This is a genomic window from Sphingobacterium sp. UBA6317 (genome assembly GCF_002440385.1).
Lineage (GTDB): Bacteria > Bacteroidota > Bacteroidia > Sphingobacteriales > Sphingobacteriaceae > Sphingobacterium > Sphingobacterium multivorum.
This window is the reverse complement of the sequence record NZ_DJTD01000069.1, coordinates 40,884-59,845: the sequence shown is the minus strand read 5'-3', so window position 1 is coordinate 59,845 and position 18,962 is coordinate 40,884. Positions and strand designations below refer to the sequence as shown.

At 39.8% G+C, this 18,962-nt stretch carries 20 protein-coding genes; 16 read left to right on the top strand and 4 right to left on the bottom strand.

Translation table 11 applies throughout. The annotated features are described in order from the left end of the window. Positions 1-11: 11 nt before the first annotated feature. The 7 genes from B3E92_RS23720 (at position 12) to B3E92_RS23690 (ending at position 5,468) form a co-directional block, all read left to right on the top strand. Positions 12-659 carry a DedA family protein gene (locus B3E92_RS23720; RefSeq protein ID WP_286775208.1) on the top strand — a complete coding sequence of 216 codons (648 nt, stop codon included), beginning with the start codon at positions 12-14 and terminating at the stop codon, positions 657-659. 168 nt (positions 660-827) lie between these two features. Beyond that, positions 828-1,400 carry a CAP domain-containing protein gene (locus tag B3E92_RS23715; protein WP_286775209.1) on the top strand — a complete coding sequence of 191 codons (573 nt, stop codon included), beginning with the start codon at positions 828-830 and terminating at the stop codon, positions 1,398-1,400. Positions 1,401-1,483: 83 nt separating this feature from the next. After that, complete coding sequence (locus B3E92_RS23710; RefSeq protein WP_112375171.1) at positions 1,484-2,359, top strand: YicC/YloC family endoribonuclease; 876 nt, start codon at positions 1,484-1,486, stop codon at positions 2,357-2,359. Positions 2,360-2,361: 2 nt separating this feature from the next. Further along, positions 2,362-2,931: a guanylate kinase gene (gmk, locus tag B3E92_RS23705; RefSeq protein ID WP_070562620.1), complete on the top strand. Its 570-nt coding sequence runs from the start codon at positions 2,362-2,364 to the stop codon at positions 2,929-2,931. 4 nt (positions 2,932-2,935) lie between these two features. Then, a complete protein-coding gene (gene nadD / locus B3E92_RS23700; RefSeq protein ID WP_070562618.1) occupies positions 2,936-3,511 on the top strand; it encodes a nicotinate (nicotinamide) nucleotide adenylyltransferase in 576 nt (191 codons plus the stop codon). 301 nt (positions 3,512-3,812) lie between these two features. Then, entirely contained in the window at positions 3,813-4,568 is a 756-nt protein-coding gene (locus tag B3E92_RS23695) for a hypothetical protein (protein ID WP_286898474.1), read from the top strand. Between the two features lie 60 nt (positions 4,569-4,628). Beyond that, a complete protein-coding gene (locus B3E92_RS23690) occupies positions 4,629-5,468 on the top strand; it encodes an SUMF1/EgtB/PvdO family nonheme iron enzyme (protein ID WP_083295818.1) in 840 nt (279 codons plus the stop codon). A gap of 26 nt (positions 5,469-5,494) precedes the next feature. On the opposite strand, the gene B3E92_RS23685 is transcribed toward B3E92_RS23690, so the two are convergent. The 3 genes from B3E92_RS23685 to kduI are packed head-to-tail and all read right to left on the bottom strand — an operon-like array spanning position 5,495 to position 8,233. Further along, a complete protein-coding gene (locus B3E92_RS23685) occupies positions 5,495-6,259 on the bottom strand; it encodes an SDR family oxidoreductase (protein ID WP_172462444.1) in 765 nt (254 codons plus the stop codon). A gap of 5 nt (positions 6,260-6,264) precedes the next feature. Continuing rightward, positions 6,265-7,386 carry a DUF4861 family protein gene (locus B3E92_RS23680; protein WP_112375174.1) on the bottom strand — a complete coding sequence of 374 codons (1,122 nt, stop codon included), beginning with the start codon at positions 7,384-7,386 and terminating at the stop codon, positions 6,265-6,267. Position 7,387: 1 nt separating this feature from the next. After that, positions 7,388-8,233: a 5-dehydro-4-deoxy-D-glucuronate isomerase gene (gene kduI, locus B3E92_RS23675; protein WP_070562607.1), complete on the bottom strand. Its 846-nt coding sequence runs from the start codon at positions 8,231-8,233 to the stop codon at positions 7,388-7,390. Positions 8,234-8,818: 585 nt separating this feature from the next. On the opposite strand from kduI, the gene surE reads away from it, so the two are divergent. The 8 genes from surE to B3E92_RS23635 all read left to right on the top strand — a co-directional run bounded on the left by surE (position 8,819) and on the right by B3E92_RS23635 (position 17,086). After that, complete coding sequence (gene surE / locus B3E92_RS23670) at positions 8,819-9,619, top strand: 5'/3'-nucleotidase SurE (protein WP_046672576.1); 801 nt, start codon at positions 8,819-8,821, stop codon at positions 9,617-9,619. Next, positions 9,609-9,869, top strand: a complete 261-nt coding sequence (locus tag B3E92_RS23665) for a hypothetical protein (protein ID WP_046672577.1) — start codon at positions 9,609-9,611, stop codon at positions 9,867-9,869. Before surE ends, B3E92_RS23665 begins: the two co-directional genes overlap by 11 nt. Positions 9,870-9,917: 48 nt before the next feature. Then, positions 9,918-10,787, top strand: a complete 870-nt coding sequence (locus tag B3E92_RS23660; protein WP_070562601.1) for a menaquinone biosynthesis family protein — start codon at positions 9,918-9,920, stop codon at positions 10,785-10,787. Positions 10,788-11,044: 257 nt separating this feature from the next. Next, positions 11,045-14,332, top strand: coding sequence for a preprotein translocase subunit SecA (gene secA, locus B3E92_RS23655; protein WP_286898472.1), 3,288 nt, complete (start codon positions 11,045-11,047; stop codon positions 14,330-14,332). A gap of 20 nt (positions 14,333-14,352) precedes the next feature. Then, positions 14,353-14,811, top strand: a complete 459-nt coding sequence (locus tag B3E92_RS23650; protein ID WP_088159759.1) for an SPOR domain-containing protein — start codon at positions 14,353-14,355, stop codon at positions 14,809-14,811. Positions 14,812-14,824: 13 nt separating this feature from the next. Further along, on the top strand, positions 14,825-16,015 hold the full coding sequence (locus B3E92_RS23645) for a M20 metallopeptidase family protein (protein ID WP_112375450.1): 1,191 nt from the start codon (positions 14,825-14,827) through the stop codon (positions 16,013-16,015). Between the two features lie 7 nt (positions 16,016-16,022). Then, a complete protein-coding gene (locus B3E92_RS23640; RefSeq protein ID WP_070562597.1) occupies positions 16,023-16,601 on the top strand; it encodes a hypothetical protein in 579 nt (192 codons plus the stop codon). Then, on the top strand, positions 16,598-17,086 hold the full coding sequence (locus tag B3E92_RS23635) for a GNAT family N-acetyltransferase (protein WP_070562594.1): 489 nt from the start codon (positions 16,598-16,600) through the stop codon (positions 17,084-17,086). Before B3E92_RS23640 ends, B3E92_RS23635 begins: the two co-directional genes overlap by 4 nt. 9 nt (positions 17,087-17,095) lie before the next feature. On the opposite strand, the gene B3E92_RS23630 is transcribed toward B3E92_RS23635, so the two are convergent. Beyond that, positions 17,096-18,400 carry a M20/M25/M40 family metallo-hydrolase gene (locus tag B3E92_RS23630; protein WP_286779524.1) on the bottom strand — a complete coding sequence of 435 codons (1,305 nt, stop codon included), beginning with the start codon at positions 18,398-18,400 and terminating at the stop codon, positions 17,096-17,098. Positions 18,401-18,647: 247 nt separating this feature from the next. On the opposite strand from B3E92_RS23630, the gene B3E92_RS23625 reads away from it, so the two are divergent. Next, positions 18,648-18,962, top strand: a complete 315-nt coding sequence (locus tag B3E92_RS23625; protein WP_070562591.1) for a rhodanese-like domain-containing protein — start codon at positions 18,648-18,650, stop codon at positions 18,960-18,962.

Genomic DNA, 18,962 nt, shown 5'->3' with positions numbered 1-18,962 from the left:
AGATCAAAAAAATGGAATTCATTTCACAGCTTATTGATTTTATCCTGCATATCGATCAGCATCTATTGCAACTGATCAATAGTTATGAAAATTGGACTTATCTGATTTTGTTTTTAATCATTTTTGCGGAGACAGGATTTGTTGTTACCCCATTCCTCCCTGGTGACTCCGTTTTATTTGCCTTGGGTGCAATCATTGCCCGTCCGGATTGTCAGCTTTCCTTACCATTATTTATAGTCATTCTTATTTTTGCCGCTATCTTCGGTGATTTTGTGAATTATGAAATTGGCAAATATTTTGGAGTTCGGGTTTTTAAGCCTGGATCAAGGTTATTTAAACCGGCTTATCTGCAAAAAACACAAGATTTCTATGCTAAGCATGGAACAAGGACTATTGTATATGCCCGATTCGTACCGATTATCAGGACTTTTGCACCATTTGTGGCAGGCATTGGCGGTATGCCCTATACAACCTTCGGAAAATATAATATACTTGGGGGCATATTATGGGTTTCGTTATTTATTTTGGCTGGCTATTATTTTGGACAAATACCATTTTTTAAGCATAATTTTTCCCTTGTTATTTTGGCGGTTATCTTTATTAGCTTAATACCCATGCTTATACAGTTTTTTTCGCAGACAAAAACAAAAAAAGATTAAACGTTACATACTAAATGCAGTCTTTTAAGGTTAAAGGATTGGTACGAAATATCCCTATCAAAAAGTACAAACATTGCCTATAAACAAGAGGTTAGACTCTATAAAAGCGAAGGGGAGACGATAGTTTGGATATCTCGTCAGCTCACTCAAGAAGATATTATTTTACGTATGAACTATTTGGTTTTAGCATTTACCCTGCTTTTTACACAGTCTATTTTTGCCCAACGTATCGTTGTCGATCATCATCAGGCGACCGAGGCCTATGAATTACTGAACAAAATCCGTACGAATCCAGAACGGTATAAGAAAGAGCTGAAGCTCTTCAACTTGCAGAAGATTAAACGGACCAAACTCAATTGGAATAAGGAGTTGGCGGAGGTTGCAGTTTATCGGGCAAAAGATATGGCCAAGCGCTCCTATTTTGACCATGTTTCACCTGAGGGGTATGGACCAAATTATTTCATTGACGAAGCCGGATATCAACTTAACCCAACATGGCTGTCCAAACGAAATGCAAACAATTTTGAGTCTATTGCGGCCAACCGATCTAGTGCTACCGCTGGCATTAAGGCTCTAATTATTGGAAAGGAAGCTCCGGGTTATCGTCATCGCACACATTTACTGGGCATGGATCAGTGGAATGCTTCGCTATACGATGTCGGAATTGGTTACGTCGAGTGTAAAGGTGCCAAACCTTATGAAAGTTATTTAGTTGTTATCATAGCCAAGCACGACTGGTAGATAAATGAAAGGTAATTTGGGGAGTATCAGCAATTAATCGACGCAGGGTATTCAATTTTTACTGAAAAGTCATACCTTTGCATATGATAAAATCCATGACAGGATATGGCACGGCTTCCGCTGATAACGGTAAAGTTAAATATAGTGTCGAAATAAAGTCCTTAAATTCAAAATTCCTTGAATTAAATCTTCGCTTGCCCAAAGTTGTTTCGGACAAAGAATTGACCCTGCGCACTGAGAGCAGTAAACTTATTGAGCGTGGTAAAGTGAACATGAATGTAACTGTTGAATACACGGATCAAACGGCGAAGGCATCTTCTATTAATGCTGATTTACTCAAAAAATATTACAGTCAATTGCAGCAGATCGCTTTGGAACTTAACGATACCAATGTCAATCTGTTTGAACTGGCGTTAAATATGCCTGAGGTAATTACCAATAATGATGATTCCGTTGATGACGAAGAATCCAAAGTATTGATGGATGCTTTCTATGATGCGGTCAAACGTTTTACTACATTTCGTGAAGACGAGGGTAATGTGCTTGCTGGAGATTTAAAGAAGCGCGCGGAGCTTATTTTAACTTACCTTGGAGAAGTAGAGGCCTTAGAAGTAGAACGTATTCCTTTGATCAGACAGCGTATTGAACAATTTTTAAATGATACGGTGGGTAAAGATAATGTGGATCAGAACCGATTTGAACAGGAGTTGGTTTACTACATTGACAAATTGGATGTGACCGAAGAAAAAGTCCGATTGCGCGCCCATTGCAATTACTTTTTAAAGGCATTTGATTCTGCGGATTCAAACGGGAAAAAATTGGGATTTATTTCACAAGAAATGGGGCGGGAGATCAATACCTTAGGTTCCAAAGCTAACCATGCCGGCATTCAACAGATCGTGGTCAGAATGAAAGAAGAATTGGAAAAAATAAAAGAGCAATTGCTCAACGTATTATAAGAATGAGCGGTAAATTAATTATATTCTCGGCACCATCGGGAGCTGGAAAAACGACAATAGTAAGAGATCTTTTAAGTAAACACGGTGATAAGATTGAATTTTCCATTTCAGCAAGTACACGTGATCCAAGAGGGCAGGAGGTAAATGGAAAGGACTACTATTTTATGTCGAAAGAAGAATTTTTGCATAAGGTAGCAAAACAGGAGTTTATCGAATTTGAGGAAGTATATTCAGGGACTTTCTATGGTACTTTGCGTTCAGAAATTGAGCGTATTTGGAAAGAAGGTAAACATGTTATTTTTGATATCGACGTTGTCGGTGGATTACGTTTGAAATCAAAATTCCCAGAACAGGCAATTTCTATTTTCGTACAACCGCCATCATTGGAGGTGCTTAAGGAGCGTTTGACAGGACGTGGAACGGATTCGGAAGAAAAGCTGAAAGAGCGTTTTGCGAAAGCAGAATTGGAACTTACCTATGCCAATAAATTTGATGTCATATTGAACAATTTTGATTTAGCTACAGCATGTGCCGATGCGGAAGAAATTGTCATGGGATTTATCAATAAATAAGTTCATGCGAAAGATTGGTTTGTTTTTTGGTTCTTTTAATCCGGTGCATATAGGGCATTTGATTATAGCTAACTATATGGCCAATTTTACTGGACTTGACGAAGTTTGGTTTGTGGTCTCTCCACAGAATCCATTTAAAAAGAAGTCCACCTTAGCAGACCCTTATGACCGTTTGGAAATGCTAAATCTGGCTTTGGAAGACTGTGATCATTTGAAAGTAAGTGACATTGAATTCCATTTGCCAATACCATCGTATACCATCGATACCTTAACGCATCTTAGCGAGAAATATCCAAACCGGGAATTTGTGCTACTTATGGGACAAGACAATTTGGAATCGCTGGAAAAGTGGAAGAATGCGGATATTATCTTGCGTGATTACCAGATTTATGTTTATCCTAGACCAGGGTTCGATAATGAAAAATTTAAAGATCATCCCGCTATCACGATGACCGACACCCCACTAATGGAATTATCCTCTACCTTTTTGCGAAATGCAATCAAGGAAAACAAGAATATTCAATTCTTTACACCTAAAAAGGTGATTGAATTTATTGATAAGAAAGGTTTATATTCTTGATATAAATGGAAGTAAATGAAGCATGATATCCCCGGGTTTTATTAAATCCGGGGATTTTTGTTTGTAGCTATCTCAAGAAAATATTAAGGAATAATTTTTGCAGGAATAATATTTCACTTTTAAGCTCAGATAAGACGATCTTTAATGAATAATTAAAATAGCCTGGAAATAAAAGCAATCATTCGTGAGAACCTGTTTTTTTACCTATCAGGCTTGTTTAGTTAGCGGTATGAGTCTCAAGTTTAATTCTGGGCTTTTTGGGGAGGTTTATGATAGAGAAAAATATATTAATTCGTATGCTATGAGAAAAATCGTTTTATTGTTTATGTGTTTCGTGTATTGGGGGACCGGTTTGGCACAGACGGATAGTGCGGATGACAATAGTCTTTTTATAGATCCTGCTGCTATTGAGCTGCGGAGCAAAATGACCATACCGCCTTACGGTTTGGACAAAGTAAAAGCATTAATTTCAACAATAATCCCCGAAGAAGATAAGGAAACAACAGATGCGGGAATAAATGCGATTTCAGCCGTTGATTTTAAAAAGCTAACGCTGCGTGAAAAGTTCACCTATACCATGATTCATGCCGAGCAATATGCGCAAAATTGTGCTATACCCGAGTACCAGACACAGATCGACAAAAAAATATTTGCTACATTATTGGACGGCTTTAATGAATCCTCTTGGTCGCAAAGACAGACTGATTTTTTGCAGGAAAATAGGGATTCGGTGATGAAGCTTATTCAGGAATCTGTTGTCCGGAGCAAACGGATGGGGGTAAATTATAAGCATGCCATAGTGGAGATTAATGGCTGGCAGATGATCCCTTTTATTGTTGATTATGCCAAGAAAACACCAAAGGATAAAGATGCATTGACGTTGCTGTTATTACTGATGAAACGTGGTGAATACAGTGAATTTATAAAATCCAGTTCATTTAAAAAGTTGTATGGAGAGGACAGTAATTATTATTCGTATCTAAATTACAACAAAGAAAATGAGGCGCTGATCTTTAGTCGGGCGCTTAAATATTACGATGAGAAAAAAAGCAAGTAGTGCAGTTGGATTTTTAGTATTCGAAACGTCAAATTTGTATTATAACAAACGGCAAGGAGAATGAGGAAATTATTCTATTTGATAGGATTGATTGTTTTACATCTCCAATGTGAAGCCCAAGCTGGAAACTATATCCAAATTCCAGCTGGAGACTATCATTTGGGCGATACAGCAAGCTTAGATAATCCCAAAAGAACAGTGCATATCGAATCGTTCTGGATCTCGAAATTTGAGCTGACGAATGCCGAATTTGAAAAATTCGTTCAGGCAACGGGTTACAAGACATTAGCAGAACGCTACCATAATGCCATGGTCTTTGAGCCTGGCCTGGCGGAGTTTCGCTGGTTGCAGGATAGTACGGCCTATTGGCGCTTTCCGAATGGTGTAATTCGTGGCGGAATTGCGGCCAAGATGGATCACCCAGTTACCTGTATCTCTTATAAAGATGTGCTGGCCTATTGTACATGGGCAAATTGTAGATTGCCATCTTTTGATGAGTGGGAGGTGGCAGCTAGAGCCGGAAGCGAAGACTATTATTTTGAAGGTTTCAGTAAAGAGAATATGGGCGATTATGCAAATGTATGGCATGGTAGAGATCATTTGAAAGCTGATTATTCCGATGGTTATCTCTATACTTCTCCGGTCGGAAAATTCAAACCCAATCCATGGGGACTTTATGATATCTTTGGTAATGTATTTGAATTTTGCACCGGAAAGCTCGAAAGAGATGGCGACCGCTCTATTGCACATGCCCGTGGAGGGTCCTGGTGGTGTAGTAAAAATAGCTGTGCCGCTTTTAATACCGTATATATAGGTTCAGTTAGTCCCAATGCATCTTTTAGTAATCTGGGATTTAGAATTGTAAAAAAAGCCTTTACTCCTGAGAATAAAGACTTTTAAAACAAACTCATCGTAAAGATTGACTTTTATCTTCCCATCCAGCCACCATCGACTGTTAGGATGGTTCCATGAACATAATCGGAAGCTTTTGAAGCGAGGAATACAGCTGGCCCCTTAAAATCTTCTGGAGTTCCCCAACGTCCTGCAGGTATACGGTCCAAAATGGACTTTGAGCGTTCGGGATCGTCTCTCAGAGCCTCGGTATTATCCGTGGCGATATACCCCGGAGCAAACCCGTTTACGTTGACACCTTTGGAAGCCCACTCATTTGCAAAAGCCTTTACCATGGATCCTACGGCACCTTTTGAAGCGGCATATCCTGGAACATTGATGCCACCTTGGAAAGTTAATAAAGAGGCTGTAAATACGATTTTTCCAGTTCCACGTGAAATCATGTCCTTTCCAATCTCGCGCGTCAATATAAACTGTGCATTTTGATTGATTTCGATGATTTCATCCCAGTATTCATCAGGATGCTCAGCGGCAGGTTTTCGAAGTATATTTCCGGCATTATTAAAAAGGATATCAATCGCAGGATGCGCTGATTTTACCTTTTCAATAAACGCGTAAAGCGCTGTCCGTTTGGCGAAATCACACTGGTAGGCATAGAAATTTCTGCCTAATGCTTTTACGGATTTTTCTACTGCGGAGCCTTCAATTTCCAATGACGCCGAAACGCCTATAATATCTGCCCCAGCTTCAGCCAATGCTTCGGCAATTGCCTTGCCAATTCCCCTTTTGCAGCCTGTTACCAAGGCTACTTTCCCACTTAAGTCAAAAGATTGCAGTATGGACATTATTTAGAATATTTTATTGTTAATGGTTGATCTAAATTGTTTTTGAATGTTTTTACATAAGACTGCCATTGCTCAAAATTCCCTATTTTGCCAGCTTTATTGAACGCAGCACCCGCAAAATAAACTAAGGGTTTATCATTTTTGACGGTGGTTGCCAGTAAAAATTGTTTTGGGCTATCTTTGAACACATACTTTACTTTTGGTAAAATAACGGCTGTTCCTGTAATTTTATCTCCTTCTGCAGGCTCCCAATAGGCTAAAATGCCATTCTTTACATCATTTAGAATTTGAGGTTTTTCCTCTTTTCTTTTAGCGATCCCCACAACAATTGGCGTAGCGGCAGCGGTTGTGTTTTTGATGGAATAGCTTATCTTGTTCAATTGACTCCCAGCGTCTAAAGAAACTGTTTTTTCGACTTGTAGCTGTTGACCCTTTACATTTTCCGGTTCATAAATAAGTTTGAATGTGGATCGTAGCGGACCATTGTCCAAGACCTCGTATTGACGATAATGCTTATGGTAAACGACCTGTTCGTCAATGAATGGCGTTGCATCGCCGACACCTAAGGTTTGTCCGACGGAATAATAATCTAATCCTTTGCCATGATCGGCATGATAGTCCCCAGTTTTATACCATTCGTCAACAATAAGATCATTGCTACGTTTTGCCCAGAAATCAAAACCTTGTGCATCCTCAGAGCTGCCTTCTAAAGCTTTTCCATAGGCTCTAAACGCTGCAATATCGTTTTCCCATGCAAAGTCATCTTTTCGTTCAGGGACGTATCTCGCATAAGTCTTTGGAGTGACAGTTGCGGGTTTATTTCCATTAACCCCAAAGGTTGTTGAGCTTCTAGGAGCAACGGTTATTTGAATCAAAATATTTTGTGCCGTCGGTTTTCCTAGTTTTTCAAGCTGATAGGCCAGTTCCTTTTTATCCTTGTCCACAATAGTAAATACACTGTTTTTTAATGCGAAGTGTTTTTCAAATGTGGTATAAGGGATACTGATCAACTCTGTTCTTGCGCTAGCGGAAGAGTTGTTTACAGTAATGGTTTTGTTGTTCTGCGCAAAAGCAACCGTTGAAAGCCCTAGCGCTAAACTCAATACGAGTGTTTTTTTCATATTACTTCAATTCTGTGATGGCACATTTGTCCATATCATCATAATCTAAATTTTCACCTGCCATTCCCCATATAAATGTATAATTGGACGTTCCAGCTCCTGAGTGAATTGACCATGGCGGTGAAATTACAGCCTGATCGTTGTGTATCCAAATATGGCGGGTTTCATCGATAGGTCCCATAAAATGTGATACAGCCTGACCTTCAGGTAATTCAAAGTAGAAATAGACTTCCATACGACGATCGTGGGTGTGGGATGGCATTGTATTCCATACAGATCCGGGTTTTAACTCAGTCATGCCCATCTGTAATTGGCAGGTTTGTACCACTTTGTTCAATAACATCTGGTTGATCGTACGGTGGTTGGCAGTTTCCAATGAACCCAATTCTAGTTTATTCGCATCTTCTTTCGTTACCTTTTTAGTTGGATAGCTGCAATGTGCAGGTGTAGAGTTTAAATAGAATTTTGCTGGTTTTGCAGCATCCTGGCTTGAAAAATAAACTTCCTGAGCACCTTGACCGATATAAAGGGCTTCTTTGGTATTGAGATCATAAATAATGCCGTCAACTTCGACTTGACCGTTCCCACCGACATTGATAATACCCAACTCTCTTCTAGAAAGGAAGTAAGGTTCTTTTAATAATGCGGGAATGGTGTCTAATTTGATTTTTGAGCTTACAGGCATTGCTCCACCGGCCATATAGCGATCGTAGTGGGTATAGACAAAATTAATTTTGTCTGCTTCAAAAACTGTTTCAATTAGAAAATTCTCCCTTAATCCTTGTGTATCTAAAGTTTTGTATTCCTTTGGCCCTATTGCATAGCGGGATTCAAAATTAATGCTCATAACTGAATTATTATTTTTGTTTGAATGCTAAATTTAGGGCTAATATTTGTCAATTGCGATACAATCTTACGCAAACGATGTCGTAGTGATCGGTTGGTTTTCCGAAAGCGGTAGCAACTTTAAGATAATCGACATGGCTATTATGACTGCAATATACTTCGACCAAATTCTACTTAATAACAGTTTTTAACCAATTTTTAAACAGTAATCAGTCAGTATTCCTTCAGTGTTCACTGAATGATCACTGAACAAGCACTGAACGAGCACTGAACAAGCACTGTCAAAACATCGAATTTGGTCACCATCTGATCCTCATTTGATGCGCCCAAATCTCATCGCTCTTTTCCGACTTCCATGTGTTCGTTTGAACCGCTGTTTTCCACAGTTGCTTTTACTGTTTGGCGTCCTAATGTGCGGCCTTTGCAGATAATAATTACCTGTTGTGTCAATATTATTTACATCTCGGTTTCAGATTTACTAACTTCGTGTATGGTAAAGAAGAAATTCCCATATTCTAAACGCATAAACACGGACCGAGAGGACTGGGGGTCCCTTATGACCATCTAAAAAGCAAATTATTTACATATGAAACCCAATATTTTAGTTGTTAACGATGACGGTATTACAGCGCCAGGTATTAAGGTGCTGTTGGAAGAGATGCAGAAAATCGGAAATGTAGTTGTCGTTGCTCCTGATTCGGCACAATCTGGAATGGGGCATGCCATTACACTTGGTAGGCCACTACGTTTGGATAAAATCAATTTATATGAAGGGGTTGAAATGTACCAGTGTTCAGGAACGCCAGTAGATTGTGTAAAACTTGCTGTAAATAAAGTTTTTAAAGGGCAAAAGCCTGATATATGTGTATCGGGGATCAATCATGGGCTCAACAATTCAATCAATGTTTTATATTCCGGTACGATGTCTGCTGCGGTAGAGGGGGCCATTGAAGGGATTCCTTCTGTGGGGTTTTCGCTTGATAATTTTTCTCACGATGCGGATTTTAGCTATTGCAGACCCTACGTGATTTCTATTGCCGAGCAGGTGCTGGCTAACGGTCTCCCTAAAAATACATTGCTGAATGTTAATTTTCCCCAAACAGCAGGTTTTAAAGGTATTAAAATTTGCCGACAGGCAGGAGGACATTGGGTAGAAGAATTTGATGAACGTATTGATCCACACAATCGTGATTATTATTGGACAACGGGTAAATTTGTCTTGCAGGACAGAGGAGAAGATACCGATAGTTTTGCATTGGCCAATGGTTATGTATCTGTCGTTCCGACACAGTTCGATATGACGGCACATCACGCCATTCCAGAATTGAATTCATGGAGCTTTGATCATTTGGGAAATACAAGGGGAGGCGATAAACGTGAAAAATAATAGCTGGATCGGATTGGGTATCGGTACTGTATCTCCAGTATTGGCTTATATTTTAGTACGTTTTACGGATCTTGAACTTCATTTTTTACCCGAGAAGCCTATGGCCATCTACACTATAGCTGTATTGGTTAATTTAGTGCTTTTACGTTTTGCGTATCGATCGGGGAAAGATCACCTGGGAAAAGGAATTATTGCAAGTACTTTTTTGGCTATGATACTATACCTGATCACGCATAGAATTACAGTTTGATTAAAATTCATAAACCCCATCTGACCGACGGGAAAAATTTTGTACAACATGAAATTAACATTAGGATTTTCTCCATGTCCAAACGATACATTTATTTTTGATGCATTGATTCATCATAAGATAGATACCAAAGGACTGGATTTTGAGGTGGAATATCAAGATGTGGAGACCTTGAACCTGAAAGCTTTTCAAGGCGATCTTGACATTACCAAGCTGAGCTATCATGCCTTTGCCTACGCTGTTGAAGATTATGAGTTGCTCGATGCAGGGAGTGCTTTAGGATTTGGTGTAGGGCCTATGCTGATTACGAAGGATCCGAAATTAGCAAAATTGCTGCAGCAAAAATTAGATCGGGCCGAAAGTTTAGATGGGTTTGATCAATTGAAAGTAGGGTATCCAGGGAAATATACCACGGCTAATTTTTTGTTAAGCCTGGCATTCCCCGAATTAAAAAATAAAGTAGAACTTGTTTTTTCGGATATTGAAGGAGCTTTACTGGATGGATCCATCGACTTAGGGTTGATTATTCATGAAAATAGGTTCACCTATGCCGAAAAAGGACTGCATAAGGTGGTGGATCTGGGTGAGTATTGGGAGAAGACGACAAAATTTCCGATTCCTCTTGGAGGAATTGTCGTAAAACGTAGTCTGCCACAAGAAGTGAAGGAGACGTTGAATACGATTTTGAAAGAAAGTGTAGAATTTGCATTTGCCAATCCGAAATCTGGGCTTGAATTCATTCGTGCACATGCACAGGAAATGAGTGAAGAGGTGATGTACAAGCATATTGAACTTTATGTCAATAAATATTCAGTAGCATTGGGGCTTGAAGGACGTGATGCAATTACGAAGATGTTTGAAAAGGCACAGGAACTGGGATTCATTCCGCATTCAGACCGTAAGTTGTTTTTATCATAAATTGACTGTCGGTTTAAAGCTCATATTGCTCAGAAAAACTTCACGTCAAGATGGCGTAAAAGGGGATAAATAGGTAGAGGATTCTTGCAGGCTGTAAGGAACTGACATTTTCAATAAAAATAACGTAAAAAAAATGGATGTAAGCTGTTAGATATCATATCTAATAACTAAATTTGCCCGATTAGTGTCAAATTGTCTGCAATTTTACTTTGGAGTCATTATTGTACAAAATCTTAAGTTGAGATAGAAAAAAAATTATGTTAAAGTTTTTAAGTAAATTATTTGGAAGTAAATCCGAGAGAGATATCAAGGGAATTCAGCCTGTGGTAGACCAAATCAAAGCTGAATATGAGAAGCTTTCAAATCTAACCAATGACGAGTTACGTGCCAAGACCGTTGATTTCAAAGAAAGAATTAAAAATTACCTAGCCGATATTGACCAAGAAATTGACACGCTTAAAAAAGAAGCGGATCAAGACGAGGACGATATGGCAAAGAAAACTTCTATTTACGAGCAAGTGGACAAATTGTCCAAAGACCGTGACAAGAAGTTGGAAGAGGTATTGAAGGATATTTTGCCGGAGGCATTTGCCGTGGTAAAAGAAACTTCAAGACGTTTGACAGAAAACGAAGAATTAGAAGTTACTGCCAACGATTTTGACAGAGAATTGGCTGTTTACAAATCAAACGTTATCATCAATGGTGATAAGGCGATTTGGAAAAACAAATGGATGGCTGCAGGTACTGAGGTCACTTGGAACATGGTACACTATGATGTCCAATTAATCGGTGGTATTGTATTGCACAGTGGTAAAATTGCCGAGATGGCAACCGGTGAGGGTAAAACGTTGGTAGGAACATTACCGACCTATCTAAATGCTCTTTCTGGTCAAGGCGTACACATTGTAACGGTGAATGATTACCTTGCTCGTCGTGACTCGGAGTGGAATGCTCCGTTATTTGAGTTCCATGGGCTATCTGTTGACTGTATTGATAAACATCAGCCGAATTCCCCGCAACGTCGTAAAGCTTATCAATCGGATATCGTATATGGTACGAATAACGAGTTTGGTTTCGATTATCTACGTGATAATATGGTTCAGACTCCGGACGCATTGGTGCAAGGAAAATTACACTTTGCCATGGTCGATGAGGTTGACTCCGTATTGATTGATGATGCCCGTACACCATTGATTATCTCAGGTCCGATTCCTCGTGGCGATCAACACGAATTCTACCAATTAAAACCACGTATCGAGCGTTTGGTGCATGTACAGAAAGCGTACATCAATACCGTCTTGAATGATGCTAAAAAAGCGCTGGCGGCAGGTGATTCTGACGTTGAAGGCGGCGGTTTGGCATTATTAAGAGCGTACAGAGGTTTGCCTAAAAATAAAGCATTAATCAAGTTCTTAAGCGAAGGCGCTAATCGTTCGATCTTACAAAAAGTAGAAAACTACTATATGCAAGAGCAAAATAAAAATATGCCTAAAGTAGATGCAGAACTTTATTTTGTGATTGATGAAAAGAACAACCAAGTAGAATTGACAGAAAAAGGTATCGAGTTGATTACAGCAACAGGCGAAGATCCTTCATTCTTTATTTTACCGGATGTTGGTACTGAGATTGCCGAAATTGAAAAGTCTTCGTTGACTTTGGAAGAAAAGGCAGCTCAGAAAGAAGATATGTTGCGCGATTATTCGATTAAAGCAGAGCGTATCCACTCGATCAACCAGTTGTTAAAAGCATATACCTTGTTTGAAAATGATGTTGAATATATCGTTGATGAAGGTAAAGTGAAAATTGTCGATGAGCAAACAGGTCGTATCATGGATGGCCGTCGTTACTCAGATGGTCTGCACCAGGCGATCGAAGCAAAGGAGAATGTGAAAGTAGAAGATGCGACACAAACTTACGCAACGATTACATTGCAAAATTACTTCCGCATGTACCACAAACTTTCGGGTATGACGGGTACAGCGTCGACAGAGGCCGGTGAGCTTTGGGAAATTTACAAATTGGATGTGGTAGAAATTCCGACAAATCGTGGAATCCAACGTGATGATCGTCAAGATTTGATCTATCGTACGGCCCGTGAAAAATACAATGCTGTAGCTGAAGAAATCCAACGATTGACAGAGCAGGGACGGCCAGTATTGGTCGGTACCACATCGGTTGAAATTTCGGAGTTATTGAGCCGTATGCTTCAATTACGTAAGATCAAGCATAACGTATTAAATGCGAAGTTACACCAAAAAGAAGCTGATATCGTCGCTGAAGCTGGACGCCCAGGACAAGTAACCATTGCGACGAACATGGCTGGTCGTGGTACGGATATTAAATTGACCGAAGAAGTTAAAAAAGCTGGTGGTCTTGCCATTATCGGTACCGAAAGACACGAATCTCGTCGTGTTGACCGTCAGTTACGTGGTCGTGCCGGTCGTCAGGGAGATCCAGGTTCTTCGCAATTCTTCGTTTCTTTGGAAGATAACTTGATGCGCTTATTCGCTTCAGAGAGAATCTCTAACGTCATGGTGAAAATGGGTGTTGAAGAGGGCGAGGTGATGCAACATAGTATGTTGACCAAATCCATCGAACGCGCACAGCGTAAAGTGGAGGAGAATAACTTCGGTATCCGTAAACGTCTATTGGAATACGATGATGTAATGAACTCCCAACGTACCGTAATTTATTCGAAACGTAAAAATGCTTTGTTTGGAGAACGTTTAGACGTGGATTTGAACAACATGATTTTTGATGTAGCAGAAGAAATTGTCGTTGAAGCAAAAGAGCAAGGTAATTACGAAGATTTCCAAATCGAAGTAATCCGTATTTTTGCGATCACACCAGAAATTACAGCAGAAGAATTTGCACAGGGTAAAATTGAAGGCTTGACTGATCGTCTTTTTGAGCATGCAATTAACGCTTACCACCATAAAATTGAGGCCGTTGGTGCTTTGACAGTTCCTGTATTGAATAATGTATATGCGGAAAGAGGTCAGATCGTCGAAAATGTCGTTATTCCATTTACGGATGGTATCCGTGGCATTCAAGTTTCGGCGAATTTGAAAAAAGCCATCGAAAGCAACGGTAAAGAAGTTTTCAAATCTTTTGAAAAAGGAATCGTATTGGCATTAATCGATGAGGCTTGGAAAGAGCACCTGCGTGAAATGGATGATTTGAAACAATCGGTTCAAAATGCTGTTTATGAACAAAAGGATCCGATTATCATTTATAAAATGGAGGCATTTGATTTGTTTAAATCGATGTTGGCTTCAATGAATAAGGATGTCGTTAGCTTTATTTTCAAAGGAGAGATCCCTGGTCAAGAACCGACTTCTATGCAAGCGAGACAAGTACAGCAGGCTCCAGTAAAAACGATTGAAACGAAAGCTGAATTGGCTTCGCCTACAGGTGTGAGTGAGGAGGATGTGAATGAAGGTCCAAAAGAACCTGTTCGTAACGAGAATACTGTTGGACGCAATGACGAATGTCCTTGTGGTTCAGGAAAAAAATATAAAAATTGCCACGGCGCAAATAACTAATCGATAAGAAAGGTTAAACTATGCTGAAGAGAGGATTGATTTTCATACATGCACTTGTGTTGTTTGCGCTAGTTCAGGTAAACGCACAAGAAAAAGGTGGAGTAATTGTAACCAAAGATTCATTGATTACACAGCTTCAAAATTTCAGGGCAGCTATGGGGATCAATCCTGTCGAAAGCAAAGCGACAGTAGTTCCTGCTAAACCCGTTGTCCGCTCAGCGGCGACGCGGGTCAAAGTAAGGGGATTCCGTGTACAGATCTTTGCTGGATCGAATCGGAATCAGGCATTTTCGGAGCAGACACGTTTCCGAAGTATGTATAAAGATATTGATACCTATATCACCTATGATGAACCCAATTATCGCGTCAAGGTAGGTGATTTTAGAAGTCGCTCTGAAGCAAATGCCTTCATGCGCGAGTTACGTCAATATTTTAGCAACGTCTTTGTTTTTTCAGAGAACGTTTTTGTATATCAATAAATCAATCAACCTTATGGCAAGTACGAAAGAAAAAGTCCTGGCCTTAGCTCATCAATATTTTGAAGATACGGTTTCCAACCGTAGACATCTTCATCAGAATCCTGAACTTTCCTTCGAAGAATACAATACCTCGGCATTTGTAAAAAAGCAATTGGATGAATTGGGAATTCCTTATGAGGCTAAAGCTGATACGGGGATTGTCGCTTTAATCAAAGGTGACCTACCCTCAGATGAAGTTATCGCGTTGCGCGCAGATATGGATGCTTTACCAATTCAAGAAGTGGAGGGGCGTTCATATGGTTCCAACACCCCAGGAGTGATGCATGCCTGTGGCCATGATGTACATACCTCCTCACTTTTGGGGACAGCTAAAATATTGAATAGCCTAAAAGCCGAATTTGGAGGAACGATCAAATTGATCTTCCAGCCTGGCGAAGAGCGCTTGCCAGGAGGAGCTTCCTTAATGATCAAAGAGGGCGCTTTGCAGAATCCTGCCCCCTCAGCCATAATAGGTCAGCATGTGATGCCCTTTATTGAGGTAGGCAAGGTTGGTTTCCGTGAGGGAAAATATATGGCTTCCTGCGATGAACTGTTTATGACAGTCAAAGGCAGGGGCGGGCATGGTGCGCACCCGCATCAAAATATTGATCCAATTGTTATTACAGCACAGATCATTACCGCTTTGCAGCAGATTGCTAGTCGTTTTGCAGATCCACGTACACCGACTGTGCTATCTTTTGGAAAGATTATGGCCAACGGAGCTACAAATATTATTCCTGACCAGGTTTATCTGGAAGGTACATTTCGCACATTTGATGAGGAGTGGCGTGCTGAAGCACATGCGCGCATGGTAAAGATTGCTGTGAGCATTGCTGAAAGTATGGGAGCGACTTGTGAATTTGAAGTCCGTAAGGGCTATCCTTTTCTAATCAATGAGCCCCAATTGACTAAAAGTGCACGGACATTTGCAGAAGAGTATCTCGGTAAGGAAAATGTGGTAGACTTAGATCTATGGCCTGCCGCGGAGGATTTTTCCTATTATTCACAAGAAATTAATGCTTGTTTCTATCGTTTGGGTACAGGTAATGCAGCACGTGGTATCTCTTCAGCTGTCCATACGCCGACCTTTGACGTGGATGAGACTTCTTTGGAGATTAGTACGGGGTTGATGGCATACATTACCTTGCGTAGGCTCGGTTATTAAATTATATATGTCATCTCATCACATTGTTCGAGAGAATCAGGAACCTGCATTACTGATTGAAGACCTTTTCCTCATCGACGAAGAGGGCTTGGGGCAGCTGCTGGAATGGAGCCCCACAATTGTCATTGAGGCGGAAACCATCGATTTATTGGATGCGCGTGGTTATAAGTTCGATATCGTTTTTACAAAAAAATCCATTAACGATTCACAGGAAAATTTAAAGATCATTTCCTATGATAATGATTTTCTAAAGACGGCTATAGAATACCTGATAGCACATCAATACAAAGCGGTGAATATCCTGACTGATCAGCTTGATGTGGCTTATTACCAGCCCTATCTGGAGCAGATTAATATTGTGCTTATCTCTAAAGGAGTTCGCTATTGTTTTGTGACAACAGGCTTCACCAAATGGAAGCCTACAGGGGAAAGAATCCGAATTGAGGGGCTTGATGCTGATGAAAAAAACACGCACGAAGGCTTGATTAAGATCAATGACAACGAATACGAAATGGAAAAAGACGGCTTATTTGTCCTTAAATTTTCCCATATAAAATACATTTTAATAGGAGAAAAGATTGCATGATAACAATAGAATTGGCAGAACAAAGCGATATCAGAAGCATTTCAAATATGGCGCATAGTATTTGGCCTGTTACTTATGGAGAGATACTTTCACAAGATCAAATTGACTTTATGCTCGAAAAAAGCTATACCGTTGAGGGACTTGCAGAAAGTATGGTTAATGGCCAATTTTTTTATGTCTTGAAAGAAGATGGTATCGGTCAGGGATTTATTGCCTTGCGAACTCTTGAGGATCGTGTACGTATTGAAAAGCTCTATTTGATGCCCAATGTGCAAGGAAAAGGCTTCGGAAAGGCGCTGATAGACTTCGCTTCAGAAAAAACCATCTTAAAGGGTAAAGGGATTCTTGAATTGAACGTAAATAGAAATAACCCTGCTTACCATTTCTATTTGAAGCAGGGCTTTGAGATCATTGAAACGATTGATATTCCTTATTATGATTATGTTCTAAACGATTATGTCATGCAAAAAGAAGTAAAAGCTTAGGCCTGTCGCCTAATCTTTTAGTTTTTCGACCCGTGAAGGTGTTTGTTTGCCTGTTACAATTCCGGAGGTGCCTATGGCGATCGCTTCTATACTGGAAATGATATTCTGAACATTCAATGTAGACACTTCATCTTTTACGGTATGGTAATATTCATCCTTATCCATTTGGGATGTTGAAAATGAATGCGCAGGCACACCTTTGGCTGCCAATACCGCATTATCGCTTCGATAAAAGAGATTTTGTTTGGTATATGGATCAGGATAGAATCGGAAATTTGTATTTTTTAAATTTTCCTGCATTAATTCACCAAGATTCGACTGATCGTATCCTGTAATATACACTGTATTGGGACCGAATTTGGAATCTTTTCCGATCATTTCCATATTGATCATAGCGACTACCTGGTCAGCATTGATGTGGTTGGAAAAATATTTTGAGCCATACATGCCCAGTTCTTCTGCCGTAAAAGCGACGAAAATAAGGGTCCTTTCATTATTATTTTGTTTTTTGTAGTAATCTGCCAGGGTTAACATTGCGGTCACACCTGAGGCATCGTCATCGGCGCCATTGGCAATAGAATCTTGGCCTACTGCCTGAAGGATGCCAATATGATCGTAATGTCCCGAAAAGATAACGTATTCGTTCGGTTTACTTTTCCCGGGGATTATTCCTGCCACGTTAAACAAGGGGAAATTTTGAAGCTTCCGTTCAATATGAATTTGAAAAGTTTGGGGTTTCTCCGCTGTTAAAAGGTAGACAATTGATGGTTTTTGTTTGGAGGGGTCCTCTATAAATTTAGGAGAGTTGAGCATTTGACCAAAACGCACAAAATAGCTTTCAAAGGAGGGGTCTACCAATACAAGTGTATTTTCTTTGGCTAGAGAATGTTCTCTAAATACTTTCGCAAAATCATCGCCCGATTTTATTTCGACGATGTTAAGGCTACTTCGATTATCCCACTGTAAATCAACGTGGTTTCCAAGTGAAATAACATGGTCAGCTGGGATCAGCTGCTTATTGATGGTTGCGGATTTGCTTACCGGAGAGATTTTATCCAATTGGAATGTTTGCCTGTAATTTTGTTCTGCGTAGGGGCTAAGGCCTATTCTCTTCATTTCGGCAGCGATAAAATCTGCAGCTGGTTCGATGTCTTTTGTCAAAGCCGATCTCCCACGCATATCGTCAGCGGCTAGGGTATTGAGTATGCGGCTCACATCTTGGCGTTCCTGCTCGGAAATAACTTGCTGTCCATAGCTTACTGCCGAGAGTGCAAGTAAAGATATAGACAGTATAATTTTAGGTATTGAATTCATATAAAGCTTAGTAAAGTCTGGGTGAAGATAAGGAAAATTCTACAAGCGAATTGTGCAGACAATAAACTTCCTAAAATGATCCATTTCAAATGATCCGATGACAGGCAAAACCCATCTAAGATTTCTAATGCCGTTAATACACTAAAAATTGAGGCTACTCTTAGCAACATCGACTGATTTTGAGCATCCAGGAAAGCGAACACTTTCGGAAAAAATGTAGTATATTTGACTATTAAATTGTTTGAAAATGAAAGAAGTATCTGTACAAGAATTAAAGAATAAAATCGATAACAACGAAGATTTTCAGTTGATAGACGTTCGTGAATCCTTTGAGTATGAAGTATCCAATTTAAATGGATTGAATATTCCACTTTCAGGTATACTGATCGAAGCTGATAAGATTGCGAAAGATAAACCTGTTATCGTACAATGCCGTTCTGGAAAACGTTCTGCACAGGCGATTATGTTATTGGAACAACAGGGTTTTGACAATCTTGCAAATTTAAAAGGCGGAATTTTAGCTTGGAAAGAGGAAATCGATCCAGAGTTAGACGTTTATTAA

Excerpts from the sequence above, each read along its gene's own strand:
- B3E92_RS23720 (WP_286775208.1), top strand. The coding sequence starts at position 12 with ATGGAATTCATTTCACAGCTTATTGATTTTATCCTGCATATCGATCAG.
- B3E92_RS23715 (WP_286775209.1), top strand. The coding sequence starts at position 828 with ATGAACTATTTGGTTTTAGCATTTACCCTGCTTTTTACACAGTCTATT.
- B3E92_RS23710 (WP_112375171.1), top strand. The coding sequence starts at position 1,484 with ATGATAAAATCCATGACAGGATATGGCACGGCTTCCGCTGATAACGGT.
- gmk (WP_070562620.1), top strand. The coding sequence starts at position 2,362 with ATGAGCGGTAAATTAATTATATTCTCGGCACCATCGGGAGCTGGAAAA.
- nadD (WP_070562618.1), top strand. The coding sequence starts at position 2,936 with ATGCGAAAGATTGGTTTGTTTTTTGGTTCTTTTAATCCGGTGCATATA.
- B3E92_RS23695 (WP_286898474.1), top strand. The coding sequence starts at position 3,813 with ATGAGAAAAATCGTTTTATTGTTTATGTGTTTCGTGTATTGGGGGACC.
- B3E92_RS23690 (WP_083295818.1), top strand. The coding sequence starts at position 4,629 with ATGAGGAAATTATTCTATTTGATAGGATTGATTGTTTTACATCTCCAA.
- B3E92_RS23680 (WP_112375174.1), bottom strand. The coding sequence starts at position 7,386 with ATGAAAAAAACACTCGTATTGAGTTTAGCGCTAGGGCTTTCAACGGTT.
- kduI (WP_070562607.1), bottom strand. The coding sequence starts at position 8,233 with ATGAGCATTAATTTTGAATCCCGCTATGCAATAGGGCCAAAGGAATAC.
- surE (WP_046672576.1), top strand. The coding sequence starts at position 8,819 with ATGAAACCCAATATTTTAGTTGTTAACGATGACGGTATTACAGCGCCA.
- B3E92_RS23660 (WP_070562601.1), top strand. The coding sequence starts at position 9,918 with ATGAAATTAACATTAGGATTTTCTCCATGTCCAAACGATACATTTATT.
- secA (WP_286898472.1), top strand. The coding sequence starts at position 11,045 with ATGTTAAAGTTTTTAAGTAAATTATTTGGAAGTAAATCCGAGAGAGAT.
- B3E92_RS23650 (WP_088159759.1), top strand. The coding sequence starts at position 14,353 with ATGCTGAAGAGAGGATTGATTTTCATACATGCACTTGTGTTGTTTGCG.
- B3E92_RS23645 (WP_112375450.1), top strand. The coding sequence starts at position 14,825 with ATGGCAAGTACGAAAGAAAAAGTCCTGGCCTTAGCTCATCAATATTTT.
- B3E92_RS23640 (WP_070562597.1), top strand. The coding sequence starts at position 16,023 with ATGTCATCTCATCACATTGTTCGAGAGAATCAGGAACCTGCATTACTG.
- B3E92_RS23635 (WP_070562594.1), top strand. The coding sequence starts at position 16,598 with ATGATAACAATAGAATTGGCAGAACAAAGCGATATCAGAAGCATTTCA.
- B3E92_RS23630 (WP_286779524.1), bottom strand. The coding sequence starts at position 18,400 with ATGAATTCAATACCTAAAATTATACTGTCTATATCTTTACTTGCACTC.
- B3E92_RS23625 (WP_070562591.1), top strand. The coding sequence starts at position 18,648 with ATGAAAGAAGTATCTGTACAAGAATTAAAGAATAAAATCGATAACAAC.